Source organism: Gluconacetobacter takamatsuzukensis (genome assembly GCF_014174275.1).
Taxonomy (GTDB): domain Bacteria; phylum Pseudomonadota; class Alphaproteobacteria; order Acetobacterales; family Acetobacteraceae; genus Gluconacetobacter; species Gluconacetobacter takamatsuzukensis.
This window is the reverse complement of the sequence record NZ_JABEQK010000006.1, coordinates 144884-161201: the sequence shown is the minus strand read 5'-3', so window position 1 is coordinate 161201 and position 16318 is coordinate 144884. Positions and strand designations below refer to the sequence as shown.

At 67.0% G+C, this 16318-nt stretch carries 12 protein-coding genes and 1 tRNA gene; 5 read left to right on the top strand and 8 right to left on the bottom strand.

Annotation, left to right across the window (positions count from 1 at the left end; all coding sequences use genetic code 11):
- Position 1: 1 nt before the first annotated feature.
- Both HLH27_RS09665 and HLH27_RS09660 read right to left on the bottom strand, forming a co-directional pair.
- Positions 2-1171: an efflux RND transporter periplasmic adaptor subunit gene (locus tag HLH27_RS09665; RefSeq protein ID WP_182949808.1), complete on the bottom strand. Its 1170-nt coding sequence runs from the start codon at positions 1169-1171 to the stop codon at positions 2-4.
- Positions 1164-4349 (bottom strand): efflux RND transporter permease subunit, encoded by a 3186-nt coding sequence (locus HLH27_RS09660; protein WP_182949807.1) that lies wholly within the window; start codon positions 4347-4349, stop codon positions 1164-1166. Before HLH27_RS09660 ends, HLH27_RS09665 begins: the two co-directional genes overlap by 8 nt.
- A 416-nt stretch (positions 4350-4765) precedes the next feature.
- Here HLH27_RS09660 and HLH27_RS09655 point away from each other — a divergent pair, with 416 nt between their 5' ends.
- Positions 4766-5686 carry an AraC family transcriptional regulator gene (locus HLH27_RS09655; protein WP_182949806.1) on the top strand — a complete coding sequence of 307 codons (921 nt, stop codon included), beginning with the start codon at positions 4766-4768 and terminating at the stop codon, positions 5684-5686.
- Positions 5687-5751: 65 nt separating this feature from the next.
- Here the strand turns inward: HLH27_RS09655 and yghU are convergent, their stop codons facing one another.
- On the bottom strand, positions 5752-6630 hold the full coding sequence (gene yghU / locus HLH27_RS09650; RefSeq protein ID WP_182949805.1) for a glutathione-dependent disulfide-bond oxidoreductase: 879 nt from the start codon (positions 6628-6630) through the stop codon (positions 5752-5754).
- Positions 6631-6770: 140 nt separating this feature from the next.
- On the opposite strand from yghU, the gene HLH27_RS09645 reads away from it, so the two are divergent.
- Positions 6771-7406, top strand: coding sequence for a LysE family translocator (locus HLH27_RS09645; protein ID WP_182949804.1), 636 nt, complete (start codon positions 6771-6773; stop codon positions 7404-7406).
- A gap of 53 nt (positions 7407-7459) precedes the next feature.
- On the opposite strand, the gene HLH27_RS09640 is transcribed toward HLH27_RS09645, so the two are convergent.
- Both HLH27_RS09640 and HLH27_RS09635 read right to left on the bottom strand, forming a co-directional pair.
- Positions 7460-9613: a methyl-accepting chemotaxis protein gene (locus HLH27_RS09640; protein WP_246375699.1), complete on the bottom strand. Its 2154-nt coding sequence runs from the start codon at positions 9611-9613 to the stop codon at positions 7460-7462.
- 581 nt (positions 9614-10194) lie between these two features.
- Positions 10195-10270, bottom strand: a tRNA-Asn gene (locus HLH27_RS09635).
- 107 nt (positions 10271-10377) lie between these two features.
- On the opposite strand from HLH27_RS09635, the gene HLH27_RS09630 reads away from it, so the two are divergent.
- A complete protein-coding gene (locus tag HLH27_RS09630; RefSeq protein WP_246375697.1) occupies positions 10378-11532 on the top strand; it encodes an ABC transporter substrate-binding protein in 1155 nt (384 codons plus the stop codon).
- 83 nt (positions 11533-11615) lie between these two features.
- Here the strand turns inward: HLH27_RS09630 and HLH27_RS09625 are convergent, their stop codons facing one another.
- Entirely contained in the window at positions 11616-13067 is a 1452-nt protein-coding gene (locus tag HLH27_RS09625) for an NAD-dependent succinate-semialdehyde dehydrogenase (RefSeq protein WP_182949802.1), read from the bottom strand.
- 147 nt (positions 13068-13214) lie between these two features.
- Here HLH27_RS09625 and HLH27_RS09620 point away from each other — a divergent pair, with 147 nt between their 5' ends.
- The gene (locus tag HLH27_RS09620; protein WP_220790357.1) at positions 13215-13958 is read left to right on the top strand and encodes an IclR family transcriptional regulator; all 744 of its coding nucleotides are present in this window, start codon (positions 13215-13217) and stop codon (positions 13956-13958) included.
- A gap of 10 nt (positions 13959-13968) precedes the next feature.
- Here HLH27_RS09620 and HLH27_RS09615 read toward each other — a convergent pair whose 3' ends face one another.
- Positions 13969-14730 carry a TetR/AcrR family transcriptional regulator gene (locus tag HLH27_RS09615; protein WP_338029877.1) on the bottom strand — a complete coding sequence of 254 codons (762 nt, stop codon included), beginning with the start codon at positions 14728-14730 and terminating at the stop codon, positions 13969-13971.
- 408 nt (positions 14731-15138) lie between these two features.
- Here HLH27_RS09615 and HLH27_RS09610 point away from each other — a divergent pair, with 408 nt between their 5' ends.
- On the top strand, positions 15139-15831 hold the full coding sequence (locus HLH27_RS09610) for a DUF2459 domain-containing protein (RefSeq protein WP_182949801.1): 693 nt from the start codon (positions 15139-15141) through the stop codon (positions 15829-15831).
- A 6-nt stretch (positions 15832-15837) separates the two neighbouring features.
- Here HLH27_RS09610 and HLH27_RS09605 read toward each other — a convergent pair whose 3' ends face one another.
- The gene (locus HLH27_RS09605; protein WP_182949892.1) at positions 15838-16032 is read right to left on the bottom strand and encodes a hypothetical protein; all 195 of its coding nucleotides are present in this window, start codon (positions 16030-16032) and stop codon (positions 15838-15840) included.
- Positions 16033-16318 lie beyond the last annotated feature (286 nt).

Here is a 16318-nt window from a genome sequence, read left to right as displayed (position 1 = left end):
GTCAGGCTCCCCTGGTCTCGGACATGGGGTGGGGCGTGACGGGGCTGCCGTCATGCAGCGCGGAGGGCGGATGGACGACGAGCTGGCTGCCGTCCGGCAGGCCGCCGAGGATTTCGATCCGGTCGCCGTAATCGCGCCCGACCGTGACGGGGCGGATGGTGACGTGGTGGTCGGGCGAGACGGTTGCGACCGAGAGCCCGTCTTCTTCGTAGTTCAGGGCCTCGGCGGGGATCAGCGTGACGCCGCCCGTGCGCGGCAGGTCGAAATGGATGGTGGCGTAGAGGCCGGCGGCCAGCCTGCCGTCCGGATTGTCCAGTTCGATTTCCACCGGCAGCATGCGACTGTCGCGTTCCAGCGCGTGGCCGGTGCGGGTGACGGTGCCGGTGAAATGCTGGGCGGGCCGTGCGGGCAGGGAGAGCGTGGCCTGGGTGCCGACCGCGATGCCGGTGGTCTGGTCCTGCGGCACGTGTACCCGCACGCGCAGCCGGTCGGTGCGCGCCACCACGAAGAGGGGGGCGGCCTGGACATTGTCGGCATTGACCAGGTCGCCGGCCTCGACCGTGCGGGCGGTCACGACGCCGTCGAACGGGGCGGTGATGGTCGTGTAGGCCTGGCGTTGGGCGATGTCGGCCAGGGCGGCGCGGGCGGCCTCCTGCTCGGCCAGTCGCGCCTGCTGGGTGATGCGGTCGACGTCGAAATTCTGCCGGCTGACGGCGCCGCCGCCGACCAGCCCCGCCGAGCGCCGTGCCGTGACGCGGGCCAGATCGAGATCGGCCTGGGCCTGGGCCAGCGCGGCCTGGGCGCGGGCGACCTGCCGGTCCAGTTCCGGGGCGCGGATCAGGGCCAGCACCTGCCCGGCTTTGACCGGGGTGCCGATATCGACGAACCGCTTTTCGACATAGCCCGAGGCGCGGGCGCCGATTGCCGCCGTTTCCAGCGGGGCGGTTTCGCCCGGCAGGTCCAGCGCGATCGGTGCCGTGTCGGTGTGGACGATCATCGTCAGCAGTTCGGGTACCTGGTTGTGGCGGGTGTCGGCCAGGGCCCGGACGGCGCGGGCGCGCTCGACATGCGTCACGGCGCCGTAGGCGAGCAGGGCGGCCAGGCCGAGGCCGAGGGCGGCGCCGGCCGGGCGGCCGCTGCGCGGTGGCGGGAGGGAAGAGAGATCAGACATCGCGATAATCCTCGAGAAGACGGCTCTCGCGCCGGCGCAGGCGGCTGTAGAGCCAGGGCACCACGAACAGCGTGGCGCAGGTTCCCACCATCAGGCCGCCGATGACGGCGCGGCCCAGCGGCGCGTTCTGTTCGCCGCCGTCGCCCAGGCCCAGCGACATGGGGAGCATGCCGATCACCATCGCCAGCGACGTCATCAGGATCGGGCGCAGGCGGGCCTGACCGGCGGCGATGGCGGCCTCGGCTGCCGAATGGCCGTCGACGCGGCGTTCCTTGGCGAAGGCGACGAGCAGGATCGAATTGGCGCTGGCGACGCCGACGCTCATGATCGCGCCCATCAGCGAGGGGACGGAAAAGGTCGTGCCGGTGACGAAGAGCATGAACACGATGCCGCACATCGCGCCCGGCAGGCCCAGCACCACCACAAACGGGTCCATGAAGGACTGGAAGTTGACGACCATCAGCAGGTAGACGGCCAGCGCCGCCACCATCAGCCCGATGCCCAGCCGGCCGAAGGCCGAGCGCATGCTGTCGATCTGGCCCTGCACCGTGATGGTGTTGCCGGGCGACAGCTGGCCGCGATGGCGGGCGACGATCCGGTCGATGGCGCGGGCGATGCTGCCCAGGTCGCTGCCTTCGACACTGGCATCGATATCCAGGACCGGCTGGATGTTGCTGTGCGAGATCACGTTCTGCGCCATGCCGCGCGAGATCGTGGCCACGTTGCCGAGCAGGGAGGGCGCGCCGGTGGCGCCCCTGGCCGGGGCGATGACGGTATCCAGCAGGTCGCCCAGCCCGTTGACGCGATATTGCGGCGTCTGCACCGCCAGCGGATACTGGATGCCGGTGGCGGGATCGACCCAGAAATTGGGGGTGACGGTATTGGACGAAGCCAGCGACACCATGACGTTGCGCGCCACGTCGTTGAGCGTCAGGCCCAGATCCTGGGCCCGGACCCTGTCGATGGCGATCAGCAGTTCGGGGGCTGCGATCTGCTGGTGCAGGTGGACGTCCACCAGGCCGGGGATCTGCGCGGCCTCATGGAGAATGTCGCGCATGACCTTGCGGTTGTTGGCCTGGTCGTAGCCGGCGATGCGGATATCGACCTGGGCGGGGATGCCGAAATTCAGGATCTGGGTGACGATGTCCGCCGGCTGGAAATAGAACACGCAGTCGGGGAAGCGTCGGGCCAGTTCGGTGCGCAGCGTGCGGATATAGTCGGCGGTGGGGTGATGATGTTCCTTCAGTGCCACCATGATCTGCCCGTCATTGGGGCCGATGGTGGTGCCGTCGTCGAACGGCATGCTGTAGCGGAACGGGATGCCGATATTGTCCAGCACCAGGTCGCGCTCGCTGTCCGGCACGACCTGGCGGATCGTGTCCTCGACGCGGTCGAAGATCTTCTCGGTGCTTTCGATGCGGGTGCCGGCGGGGGCGCGGACATGCAGGCGGAATTCGCCCGCATCGATGGCGGGGAAGAAATCCTGGCCGACCTGGGTGGCCACGAGGCCGGCCGCCACCAGCATCGCGCCTGCCAGCGCGGGCACTTTCCACGAACTGGCGATCAGCCGGTGCAGCAGGGCGACGTAGCGGCCGCGCAGACGTTCGAAATGATGGTCGAAGCGCTGCCCGAAGCGGGCGATGCGGCCCGGGGGCAGGCCGGCATCGCGCCGCCGGCGGGCCTGTTCTTCCTCCGCGCCCAGCAGCAGGGCGGCCAGGATCGGCACCAGCGTGCGGCTGATGGCGTAGGAGGCGAGCATGGCGTAGACGACCGCCAGCGCCATGGGCGTGAACAGGAAGCGCGAGGGGCCGGTCAGAAATTCCACCGAGACGAACACGCAGGAGATTGCCAGCGTGGAGACCAGCGTGGGCAGCGCGATGCCGGCGGCGCCGTCCAGCACCGCGTGCCGCAGGTCGGTGCCGTCGTGGCGGATGCGGTGGATGTTCTCGATCGTGACCGTGGCGTCGTCGACCAGGATGCCGACCGCCAGGGCCAGCCCGCCCAGCGTCATCAGGTTCAGGGTCTGGCCCGTCATCGACAGGATGGCAATCGAGGACAGGATGGCGAGTGGGATCGAGGCCGCGACGATCAGCGTCGAGCGCCAGCTGGCCAGGAAGGCCAGGATCATCGCCGCCGTCAGCAGGCCGGCGATCACGGCTTCGGACGCCACGCCGGAGATGGCGGCCTTGACGAAGACGGACTGGTCGAACAGTTCGTCGATCTTCATGCCCGGTGGGGCGGCGGCGCGGGTGACGGGAAGCACCTGGTCGCGGATGGCGTTGACCACGTCGAGCGTCGAGGCGTTGCCGGCCTTCATGATCGACAGCAGGACCGAGCGTTGCCCCTCGCGCCGCACCACGTTCTGCTGGACCGCCGTGCCGTCGCGGACCTGGGCCACGTCGGCGATGCGCACGATGGCGCCGGTCTTCGGGTCGCGCTTCAGCGGTACCTGGTTCAGCTGCGCGGCCACGTCGGGCATGCCGTTCATGCGCAGGTCGTACTGGGTCGGGCCGAACTTCGTCGTGCCGGCGGGCAGAGTCAGGTTCTGCACGTTGATGGCGTTGGAGACGTCGAGCGGCGTCAGGCCCAGGCCGGCCAGCCTTGTGCTGTCGATATCCACCATCACCTGGCGGATCTTGCCGCCATAGGGGGGCGGCAGCATCGTGCCGGGGATCGGGGCCAGCTGCTGGCGTACGCGATAGACGCCGTAATCGTACAGTTCGCTCTCGGTCAGCCTGTCGGAGGACAGCGAGAGTTGCAGCACCGGCACGGACGAGGCGCTGTACTGCATGATGATCGGCGGCTGGACGCCCGGCGGCAGGAAGGCGCGGATCGAGTTGGTGGCCGAGACGGTCTGCGCCACCGCGAGGTCGACATTCACGCCGGGCTGGAAATAGAGTTTCTGCAGCACCAGGCCCGGCGTGGTCTGGCTTTCGATGGTGCGCAGGTTGTTGACGAAGAAGCTTTCGGAAAACTCGGTATAGGTGCTGAGGCGTTTTTCGGTTTCGGCCGCGTCCAGCCCGTCATAGTACCAGACGACCGTCACCACCGGGATGTCGATGGCGGGAAAGACGTCGGTGGGCGTGCGAAAGAGTGCCGTGACCCCCATGAGCAGGATCAGGACGCCCGTGACGAGGAACGTGTATGGCCGTCGGAGCGCGAATGCGACGATACCCATGGGTCTCTCTGTGCGATGGATTGAGGCGATGGCGAGGGCGGCCTGCCGAAGGTGGCCGGTCATGTCGGGGAGAAACCGAACAGATGCGTTGAGGCGCCCGTATGGTCGGATCATGCAACCTGTGGCGGTGGGGGCGGTAGAGCGATCCGCTCTCGTTCTTGCATGATTCGCGCTGGCGGCGTTCTTTTAGGGGCTGCGATGGTGGGCGGTCTTGTGTTATCGTTATGTATGGTATGGGGATTTTCCGTATCCCCTGTCGGACGGGGTGGGGCGATGGCATGATCCGATCAAATGATTGCATGATCCTGCCGAATGGCTGGAAAGGCGGTGTGATCGGATCGGGCATCCGCTATGATCGCGGGGAACGGGTGGGGCGTCGCCGCCTGCCGGGATGAATTCTGGCTTCGGAGGGTTGGATGCAGGTTCTGCTCGACCGGCTGCGGAATGCGATCGAACGGCATTGCGTGGAACCCACCACGCGGACCGCCATACCGGGCCTGCTGCTGTTTCGGGCCGAGGCGCCGACTACGCCGATGAGTGTGGTGTACGAACCGCGCTTCTGCGTGATCGTGCAGGGCAGCAAGCAGGTCATGCTGTGCGACCAGGTCTTCGATTACGATGCCAGCAAATATCTGGTGACGGCGGTCGACCTGCCGGTGAGCGGCCATATTACCCATGCCAGCCCCGAGGCGCCGTATCTGGCGCTGTGCCTGACGCTGGACCCGGCCGAGATCGCGGATGTGCTGCTGGAACTGCGCGATGCGCCGGAAGATCCGTCCCACCAGTGCCCGCGCTGCCTGACGGTGAGTGCCCTGACGCGGAATATCCTCGACCCGGTGACGCGGCTGGTGGGGTTGCTGGATACGCCTGAGGATATCGTCTTCCTGCGGCGCCTGGCCGTTCGCGAGCTGCTTTACCGGCTGTTGCAGGGGCCGCAGGGCAGCGTGCTGCGCCAGATTGCCACCGCCGGCAGCAACCTGTCGCATCTGAACCGGGCCATTGCTTGGATCCGGGACCATTATGCGCAGGCGTTCGATATTGCGGATGTCGCGCGGCTGGCGGGGATGAGCCCGTCATCCTTTCATCGGCATTTCCGGGCCGCCACCATGATGAGTCCGCTGCAATATCGCACCCGGCTGCGCCTGCAGGAGGCGCGGCGGCAGTTGATGAGCAATGCGGTGGATGCCGCCGAGGTGGGCTTCGCGGTGGGCTATGACAGCCCGTCGCAGTTCAGCCGCGAATATCGGCGCATGTTCGGTAACCCACCGGCGCGGGATGCGCAGCGCATCCGCGCGGAGGGTGCGGTGGAGGCCCGGGTGCTGGAGGCGGTGGGCTAGGTCTCTTGTGATGGTCGGGAACGGCCCCTCTCGCACCCGGTCGGCGGTGCGGAGGGGCGGGGTGCCTATCCGGCCGGGTCGAGCTTGTCCTGGGTCTTCGTCTGGAAATCGCTTGCGTCGTGGCGTTCGCGCAGTTGGCCCGACGGTTCGCCGCTCATGCGGTTGACCATGCGGCCGCGCTGGACGGCCGGGCGTTCCAGCAGGCGGTCGGCCCAGGCCTGGAGATGCTTGTACTCATGCACGCCGAGGAATTCGGCGGCAGTGCCGTAGAGCCAGCCCTTGGCCAGGCCGCCATACCAGGGGAAGATCGCCATGTCAGCGATGGTGTAGGTGTCGCCCGCGATATAGGGGCTTTCCGCCAGCCGGCGGTCCAGCACGTCGAGCTGGCGCTTGGCCTCCATCGCGAAGCGGTCGATCGCATATTCGATCTTGTGCGGGGCATAGGCGTAGAAATGCCCGAACCCGCCGCCGAGATAGGGGGCGCTGCCGACCTGCCAGAACAGCCAGTTGAGGCATTCGGTGCGGCCGGCGCGGTCCTGCGGCAGGAAGGCGCCGAATTTCTCGGCCAGGTAGAGCAGGATGGAGCCGGATTCGAATATCCGGACCGGTTCGGGCTCGCTGTGATCGACCATGGCGGGGATCTTGGAGTTGGGATTGACGGCGACGAAGCCGCTGCCGAACTGGTCGCCGGCGCCGATATTGATCAGCCACGCATCGTATTCGGCCCCTGCGTGGCCGGCTGCCAGCAATTCCTCCAGCATGATCGTGACCTTCACGCCGTTGGGGGTGGCGAGCGAATAGAGCTGGAGCGGATGGCGGCCGACAGGCAGCGCCTTGTCATGCGTCGGCCCCGCGATGGGGCGGTTGATGCTGGCGAACTGGCCGCCGCCCGATCGATTCCATGTCCAGATTTTCGGCGGCGTGTAGTCGGTGGGGTCGGCCATGGTGATTCTCCGATTTCAGGGGCAGGATGGCAATGGGAGCGATATCCGCGCCGCCTTGTTGCCCGGCCTGTCCGGATCGCCGGGGGATTGGACCCGCCTTGCGAAGGATCTGGAATAGAGCACAGCATAGGAAAGAGACAATGATCTTGCCCGTTACCCATCTTGCCGCGTTTGCGCTGGTCGCGCTGGGCATGGCGCTGACGCCCGGCCCGAACATGATCTACCTGATTTCCCGCTCCATCTGCCAGGGGCCGCGTGCGGGGCTGGTCTCGCTGGGCGGGGTGGCCCTTGGATTTGTCTTTTACATGCTGTGCGCGGCGTTCGGGATTACCGCGCTGGTGATGGCGGTGCCGTATGCCTATGACGCGCTGCGGGTGGGCGGGGCTGCGTATCTGCTTTACCTGGCGTGGCAGGCGATCCGGCCGGGTGGGCGTTCGCCGTTCCAGGTGCGCAGGCTGGCGGCCGACGGCAATCGCCGGCTGTTTGTCATGGGGTTCATGACCAACCTGCTGAATCCCAAGATCGCCGTGATGTATCTGTCGCTGCTGCCGCAGTTTACCGTGCCGGGCACGTCGATGCTGGCCCAGATCCTGATCCTGGGGACCATGCAGATCGTCATCAGTGTGCTGGTGAATGCCGCCATCGCGCTTTCCGCCGGCAGCATGGCGAAATTCATCGAAGCGAACCCGGGTTTCGCCATGGCCCAGCGCTGGATCATGGCAACCGTGCTGGGCGGCCTGGCGGCGCGGATGCTGGCGGAGCAGCGGGGGAACTGAGCCCCCTTGGGGTATCCCCCGATCGGGCGACAGGCCCGATCGGGGAAGCCGGTTCAGCGGCTGTGGCGGACCAGCCCCCGGCTGGTGGCCGGCGCGGAGCCGGGCAGCGTGAAGTGCGAGACGAGCTGGGTGAGCTTCTGCGTCTCCCCGGCCAGGCTGCGGGCCGACGAGCGTGAATTGTCGGCGATCGAGGCGTTTTTCTGGGTGCTCTGATCCATGACGTTCACCGCGGCGCTGACTTCTTTCAGGCTGCTGCCCTGGTCGCGCGCGCTATGGACGATGACGTTCAGCTTTTCGCCCATCGTCGAGACGAGCCCGGAGATGCTTTGCAGGGCTTTCTCGGTATCGCGCACGCAGGTGGCGCCGGTGTGGATTTCCTCGACCGTCTTGCTGACCAGGGTGCTGATGTCCTTGGCGGCGTCGGTGCAGCGCTGGGCGAGGACGCGGACTTCGTTGGCCACGACGGCGAAGCCCTTGCCGGCGTCGCCGGCGCGCGCGGCCTCGATGCTGGCATTGAGGGCCAGGACGTTGGTCTGGAACGCGACGCCCTCGATGACTTCCACGATGGCGACGACCTGGGCCGAGCTGGTTTCGATCCGCTGCATGGCCTGGCGGGTGCGGCTCATGATTTCGGACGACGATTCGGCCGAGCCGCAGGCCTCGAGCCCGATGGCCTGGGTGTTGTTGATGACGTCCTCGGAATGGGAAACGTTGCGTGTGATCTGATTGATCGCGGCGGTCGTTTCCTCGAGGGCGGCGGCCTGCTGCTCGGTCCGTTCGGCGAGTTCCTCGGCGCCGGTGGAGACGGCCTGGCTGCCTTTGCGGATCGTGTCGACGGCGGTGGAAATGCCGGTGATGGCCGTGGCGAGCTGCTGGATGGAGCGGTTGAAATTGTTCCGCAGCGGTTCGAATTCCGGCGGCAGGGGCTGCTGGATCTGCGACGAGAGGTCGCCGGTCGACAGGGCGTTGAGTGCCGCGCCGATGGTTTCGATGACCCTGTTGACGTCCTTGAGCCGCTGGGCGTCTTCCTGCCGGCGCCGGGCCTGCTGGGCCTCGTTTTCGCGGCGTTCCTGCTCGGCTTCGGCGTCGGCCTGCCGGGCCTTGAGAAGGGAGCCGCGGAAATTCTCCAGCCCTCGGGCCGTGGCGCCGATTTCATCGGACCGGCGCACGCCGTAGACCCTGACATCGTAATCGCCGTGTTCCAGCGCCGAGACGGATTGCAGCAGGTTGCGCAGCGGCGTGCTGAGCAGCTTGTTGAAGATGAACCACATCAGCCCGACCGACAGGATGATCAGCGTCACGCCCGGAATGACGAGGGAGATGATGTTGTCCCAGACCGGCTTCGTGATGGCCTCGGAGGGGACATCGACGATCAGGGTCCAGTACATGTTGAAATTGTCGATCTTGAGCGGAACGATGATGCGGTCCACCGTGCCGTTGTTGAAATTGCGGACGATGGAAAGCTTGTGCTCCGCAATGGCCTTTTCGACCTCCGCGTTGGGTGTGTCGGCATAGTGCTTCATCACCAGGGCGGGGTTGGGATTGACGATCCAGAATCCCTGGTCGGACAGGAGGGAGATGGTCGAGCCCTCGGCGATCGGCACGTTCTTGAGCAGAGGTGCCAGCCAGCCGAGGGGGACGTCGGCGCCGATGACCGCGATTCTCTTGCCGTCGAAGGTGATGGGATAGGTGGGGGAGACCATCGGGACCTTGGTATCTGCATCGATATAGGGTTCGAGCCCGTCGAGGTCGCCGGTCTTGATGATGTTTCGATAGACGTCGCTGTAATGTTCGGGTGGCGTGTTGATGGTCACCTTGCCGCTGGCGTCGCGCACCACGTACGGGAAGAAGATGCCGTGGCTGTTGGTGCCGGGGCCGCCGGGAACCTGGGTTCCGTCGAAGCCGTGCGGGATTTCCTTGAAGTCCATGCCGTAAATGTCCGGGAACCGCTGCATGTCTTCATACAGAAGGTCGACGATGAACTGCTTGGTGAGCACGCCCGTCCGGTGCGCGGTTTCGATCGTGCTTTGAATGCCGCGGACGACGGTGTTCTGCGCGGTCAGTGCCAGGGTGATCTTCTGGGCCAGGATCTGGCTGTTCGAAATCGCCTCGGAATAGATGTTCTTCTCGACCTGGGCCTTCATCAGCCGGCTGGACAGGGCAACGGCCACGAGCTGGATGATGACGAAAGACAGACCGCATATCATTATGATCTTTGTGGACAGATATGCGCGGGGGCGCGCATTCGGCGATGCGACCATCAAAGAGATACTCCGAGAGGGAAGGAAAGAAAATTCACTAGGTATAACCCGATGCGGATACTCTGACATCTTGCTCGCTTCTGCACAAGCAAAGTCTTTCTTGTAATAAAATTAATGCATATTCATAATACTCGATGGTGTATCGGGAGGAGGTTCCACAATTACTTGATAATTCCGGTGCCGTTTCGACAGGATTCAGTCATGGTCGATTGAGAAAGGTCAACAATTTTCAGGCGCCGCTTCGGAGTGGATCGGTTTTATTGGGTCTAGAACGGATTCCATCTGGATGGAATTCTCTGAATGGGGGAGATGCTCGTCAAAACAACGCGATAGGGCGTTGTGTGCGGTCCGCGCCGAAGCAGCATTCGTGCCTTTGCCGCGAGACGGCCCGGTGGGCGTATGGACGGCATGGGGCCGGCGTGGCGGACCGGGAAGATGGGAGGGTGGAAATCGGGATCTCGACCGCCTGGGCGGGAGGGGCGTGCGGAGCAACCTTTTTTCAAACTTCTGAAAAGTCAGGAAAAGGTTGGCTCCCGAAGTAGGACTCGAACCTACGACCCAGCGATTAACAGTCGCTTGCTCTACCAACTGAGCTATTCGGGATCAGCGCCGGGGCACCGTATAGCGGAGGTTCGGGACGGAGGTAAACCCCCTGCCGCGTTTTTTTTTGACGGCTAGGACAGGGGCCCCCAACCATGCGAAGAAGCCTGATGCGCCATGATCTGCATGGCGCCGGATCGGGGCTGAAGGGGCCGGAAACACGGATGAATCAGAAGGCCGGTTCGTTCCTGCGCGGCCTGACGCGGCGCCGCCTGCTGGTGGCCGCCGGCGGCGCCGTGGGGGCGGCGGCGGCGGTGACCGCCGTGATGCGGCACGATCGGGCCCCCCAGCCCGTGATTCGGCACAGGATCGTGCCGGATGGCCGGGCGCGGCGGCTGGTGCTGTCGTGGCCATCGTCGAATCGTCTGTTGCTTGCCGTCGCGCAGGCCCGGTTCTTCGGCACGTATAATCTGGACGTGGCCCTGGTGGACGGGCCGCGCACCGGCCGCACCACCATTGCCGACGTGGTGGAGGGACGGGCCGTGGGGGCGGCGGCGCCGCTGCTGACCTGGCTGGACCGCTACCGGCTTGGCCCGATCCCGGTGCATCTGGCCAGCGGCCTGCAATCGGGCGGGTTCCGCCTGTTGGTGCGGCGTGGGGTCAAGGGCTCGCGCCTGGAGACGGTCGCGGGGATGCGAATCGCCGTGACGGACCAGGACATGGCCGACCGGCTGTTCTTCTCGGTCATGATGCGGCGCAAGGGGATCGACCCCGAAGGCGCGGTGCATTGGGTGACGCTGGCGCCGGCGCAGGTGGAGCAGGCCGCGCGGGCGGGCGAGATCGACGCCGTGGCGGCCCACGACCCGCTGGCGTGGCAATGGCTGCATCTGCCGGACCCGCTCTTCTTCGAACTGGAGAACAGCACGACCGGCCATTATGGCGAGCGGACCAACCTGGCCCTGGGCCTGTCGGACAGCCTGCTGCGTTCCGACCCCGTGGCGGCGGCGTCGCTGGTGATGGCGCTGCGCGCCGCGTCGGACTGGATCAAGGCGCATCCCGACCAGGCGGCCGGCCTGATGGCCGAGGCGGCCGGGGGCATGGATGCCGGGGAGGTGCTGGCCATGCTGCGGCACGAGAGCCTGGGCATCAGCCCCGTGGGGCACGATCTGCGGGTGCAGGTGGCGCAGTATGTCGACGAGATGAAGCTGCTGGGCCGCGTGCCCGATACGGTCGGTTCGGCGGCCTATGCGCGGCGGCTGTGCGTCAACGTGCTGGAGGCGGATGAATCGGGTGCGCTGGCGATACCCGAGAGCGGGCCGGCCTGATGCCGGTTCCGGGCCGGGTGGCCCGGAGGGGATGAGGCCGAGCGGGTGTCGAGCCGCCCGGCCGGGTTTCCGCGTGGGGCGGGTCAGCCGATGGCGGAGCAGAGATATTTGATTTCCAGATATTCCTCGATTCCGTGGCGGGAGCCCTCGCGGCCCAGGCCGGACTGCTTGACGCCGCCGAAGGGGGCGACCTCGTTGGAGATCAGGCCGGTATTGTGACCGACCATGCCGTATTCCAGTGCCTCGGCCACGCGCCAGACGCGGCGGACATTCTCGGTATAGAAATAGGCCGCCAGGCCGAATTCGGTGTCGTTGGCCATGGCGATCACCTCCTCCTCGGTCTCGAAGCGGAACAGGGGGGCGACGGGGCCGAATGTTTCCTCGCGCGCGACCTTCATCTTCTGGGTGACGCCGGTGAGGATCGTCGGTTCGTAGAAATTGCCGCCGGCCGGGGGCTGCCTGCCGCCCATGACCAGGGTGGCGCCGTGGGCCAGCGCATCGGCGACGTGGGATTCGACCTTCCTGACCGCATCGCCGTCGATCAGGGGGCCGACCGTTACCCCGGGCTCGGTGCCCTGGCCGATCTTCATGGCGCGCACCGCCTCGGCCAGGCGGGCGGCGAAGGCGTCGTAGATGCCGGCCTGGATGTAGAGCCGGTTGGCGCAGACGCAGGTCTGGCCGGCATTGCGGTATTTGGAGGCCAGGGCGCCCGCGATCGCCGCGTCGAGATCCGCGTCGTCGAAGACGATGAAGGGGGCGTTGCCGCCCAGTTCCAGGCTGAGTTTCTTGATCGTGGGGGCGCACTGGCTCATGAGGATGCGCCCGACCTCGGTCGAGCCGGTGAAGGACAGTTTGCGCACCACGTCCGACCCGGTCAGCACCCCGCCGATGGCCCGCGCGTCGCCGGTGACGACCTGGAGCACGCCGGCCGGGACGCCCGCGCGCTCGGCCAGCACGGCCAGGGCCAGCGCGGTCAGCGGGGTCTGTTCGGCGGGCTTGACGATCATGGTGCAGCCGGCGGCCAGAGCGGGGGCGGCCTTGCGGGTGATCATGGCGGCGGGGAAGTTCCACGGCGTGATCGCGGCGCAGACGCCGACCGGCTGCTTGATGACCAGCAGGCGCTTGTCGGCGGTGGGGGCGGGAATCGTCTCGCCATAGATGCGCTTGGCTTCCTCGGCGAACCATTCGAGGAACGAGGCGGCATAGATGACCTCGCCCTTCGCCTCGGCCAGCGGCTTGCCCTGTTCGGCCGTCATCAGCGCCGCAAGGTCGTCGGCGTTCGCCACCACCAGGTCGAACCAGCGGCGCATGATGGCGCCGCGATCCTTCGCGGTGCGGGCCGACCAGGCGGGCAGGGCGCGCGCGGCGGCGGCGATGGCGGTTTCGGCCTCGGCCGCGCCCAGATCGGGCACCTGGCCGACGATCCGGCCGGTTGCCGGATCAGTGACCGGCGTACTGCGCCCAGGCGCAGCCACCCATTTTCCGTCGATCAGGCAGTCCGATCGCAGCAGGGTCGAGTCTTTGAGCGTCACCATTGCCGCCTCCATATCGTTCAGTATATTGAACGCGTGGTCATCATGATGAACTGTGGGAGCATCGTGCGCCTGCGGTCAAGGCGGGAGAGGCGGGTGGGGGCTCACGATCGGATCAGGCCTGCGCCGGTCAGGCCGGGTGGGGCCCATGTGCCTGCCTTGCGCCGGGCGGTGGCGATTCTCGACCATGTTTCGGCGTCGTCCGCGGCGCCGACGCTCTCGGGGCTGGCGCGCGCGCTGGGGTTGCCCAAGAGCACGGCCCATGGGCTGGTGCAGGCGATGGAGGAGCTGGGGCTGCTGGCGCGCGCGGCCGACGGGACGCTGCGGACCGGGCCGCACCCGTTGCTCTGGGCCGGGGATTTTCTCGCCCGGACCGACCTGGTGTCGGTCTTTCGGCATTCCGTTGCCCAATCGCGACGATTCGAACGGTTTACCGTGACGATGACGGTCCTGGACGGGCGCGAGGTCGTCTATATCGCCTGTTCGGATGCCAACCGGCCGCTGGATGTGGCCTTTCGCATCGGGATGCGTCTGCCCGCGCCATTTACCGCGACGGGCAAGGCCCTGCTGGCGGCGCGGCCGGACGGGGAGCTGGACGGGCTGTTCGCGCAGGGATTTCCGGCGCCGCTGACGCGCTACAGCATCGCGTCGCTGCCCGATCTGCGGCGGGAACTGGTGGAGACGCGGCGGCGGGGATTTTCGATCGATGACGGGCAGATTCGCGAGGGGCTGTTCTGCCTGGGGGCCACGGTCGGCGACCATACCGGGCAGGCCGTGGCGGCGCTGGCGCTGTCGCTGACGCGCAGCGAGGCGACGCCGGACATGATCGCGACGCTGGGGGGGACGCTGGTGGAGGCCGCCGCCGACCTGTCGCGCCGGCTGGGGGCGGGCTGAGCTTCCGGCCCTATGCCGCCACGCGGCGCTTGCGGGCCGGGGCCGGGGGTTTTTCCTCTTTTTCCTTTGGTGTGCTCTTCGTCCTGCCCTTGCTGCCCCTGGCGCCTGTTGCGGCCGGGCCTTCGTGGCGGAAGATCGTGAGGATCTGGGCCGCGATTTCGGTGCGGGACATGCGGCCCTCGTGGTACCAGGTGTCCGCCGTGTTGAGCAGGCGCAGCAGCAGGATGCGGTAGATCTGGCGGTCCATCCCGGGCGGAAGGGGCAGGGCGTCGACGATGTCGCGGAAGATGGTTTCGAACTGGTCGCGCTTGCGGACCAGGATGGTTTTCACCTCCTCGGGCACCGAGCGGAAATTGTTCATGATCGGCAGGGTGAGCGACCCGGGATTGAGCTGGATTTCCAGCATCTCGGTACATGCGGCCTCGAGCCTTGCCCATGGCGCGGTGTGCGGGGCCATGGCGGTGCGGACCCGCCGCGCCGCCGCATCCAGCGCCCGGTCGTGGATTTCGATGAACAGGGCCTCTTTCGAGCGGATATGGTAGTAGAGCGACCCGCCCATCATGCCGGCCCGTTCGGCGATTTCGCGGATGGATGTGGCCTTGTAGCCGTATTCGGCGAACAGCTTGGCCGCGATTTCCAGGATTTCCTGACGGCGTTCCAGGTTGGGGGCTTCGGCCGCTGACGGCGCCGGGGCGCGGCCGCGCCTGACCGGGCGGCCTGGGGGATCATCATGCGTCCTGGTGGGACCGGTGGTCTTCTGCCTCGCGCTCACGCCGTCCTGTGCTCCTGGTATCTGATTCCACGCAATTCTTAATGCATGGCCGGTTCATGTTCCATGGGCTGATAGGCTGCCCGGCGGGAAATGCGGCGGCCGGCCGTCGCGGGAGTGCGTGCGATCCCGTGTGATGCGGCATGGTTCTTTCCGGTCGCGCCGGGGATGGGGCGCGCCGCGCGGGTCGGGGCGGACATGGTCCGATGTAAAAAGTAAAAAGACGGTGTGCCGCCGTGGCGCGTGGGGTGGCTGGAAGCCGGGGGGCCGGTTGTCTATCGTGGGGTGTGCCCCATTTTCCTGCCGGTTGTGACGAGGTCCTGCATGTGCTGCCACGCGGGGAAGATTTCGGACGGGCTGCCGCGACCCGGGGGGCTCCGTTCGTGCCCGGCGGGGCGTCCGGCGATGTGGATGACGGGTGGATGGCTGCCGTTATCGCGGCTGCCGCGCCTGGCGTTGCTGCCTGCCTTGGGGGTGCTGCTGGCCTGCTGTGCCGACGGCCACCGGCCGCCGGCCTGCCCGGCCGGGGACATGCCCGGGGACAGGACGATGATCTATCTGGTCGACCGGGGGTGGCATACCGAAATCGGGGTGCCGGTGGCCGCGCTGTCGGGGAAGCTGGCGATTTATCGCGCGATCTTTCCCGGCGCGCAGACCGTTCTGTTCGGTTACGGCAAGAAGACGTTCTTCACGGCGCCGGCCAGCAGCGTGGAGGAATATCTGATCGGGCCGTTTCCCGGCCCGGCGGTGGTGCAGGTGTTTGCCATGACCACCACGCCCGACCGGGCCTATGACCCGGATGATGTGGTGGTGCTGCCGATGTGCCATGAGGAGGCCGAGCGCCTTTCGGCCTTTATCGGGGACGATTTGGAGATGGGGCGCGATGGCCGGCCCCGCCTGGTGGCGGTCGGCCATGGGCCGGAAAGCCTGTTCTATGCCGCGCGCAGCCGGTACACGCTGTTCCATACCTGCAACGGATGGGTGGCGCAGGCGCTGGGGCAGGCGGGGCTGCCGGTTTCGGACGGCGGGGTGGTGTTCGCAGGGCAGGTCATGGCGCGGGGTGCGCGTGCGGCGGGCAGGCTGTGCCGCCCGCCGGCGCCATGAGGGCGTTCAGGGGCATGGCGGATGGTTGCCGTCCGGGCAGACGACATCGGTGCCGCGCGGCACGACGATGACCTTGTGATCGCGGGGCGGATGGTCGTCGCCGTCGCCGCTGGCGGAACTGCATGCGGCCAGCGGGAGAAGGACCAGGCAGAGGGCGGCGGAGAGGCGGAGCGGGTGGCGCGGCGACGAAAGGTCGGTCATGGAAGACGCCTTGCAGGAGGGAGGATGGAGCCATGGACTCAATCGCGCGGCGGTTGTTCCGGTTGCCGGTCGGCTGCGATTTTTCCCCTGATGTTCGTCGGTTACGCGGTTTCGGCGGATGTGCTGCCGGTCCGGCCCGGGCATGGTGAGGGAGCCCGGCGATGTCCGCAGCCGGCAGGATCGTCGGCGCGGGGCACCGGCCATGTTGCGCGAATCCCGCTTCACGGTTCTGCCGGCCCCCGGGATCGGGACGTCATCGAACGGATTGAGGGTGTGGACGGGGGGA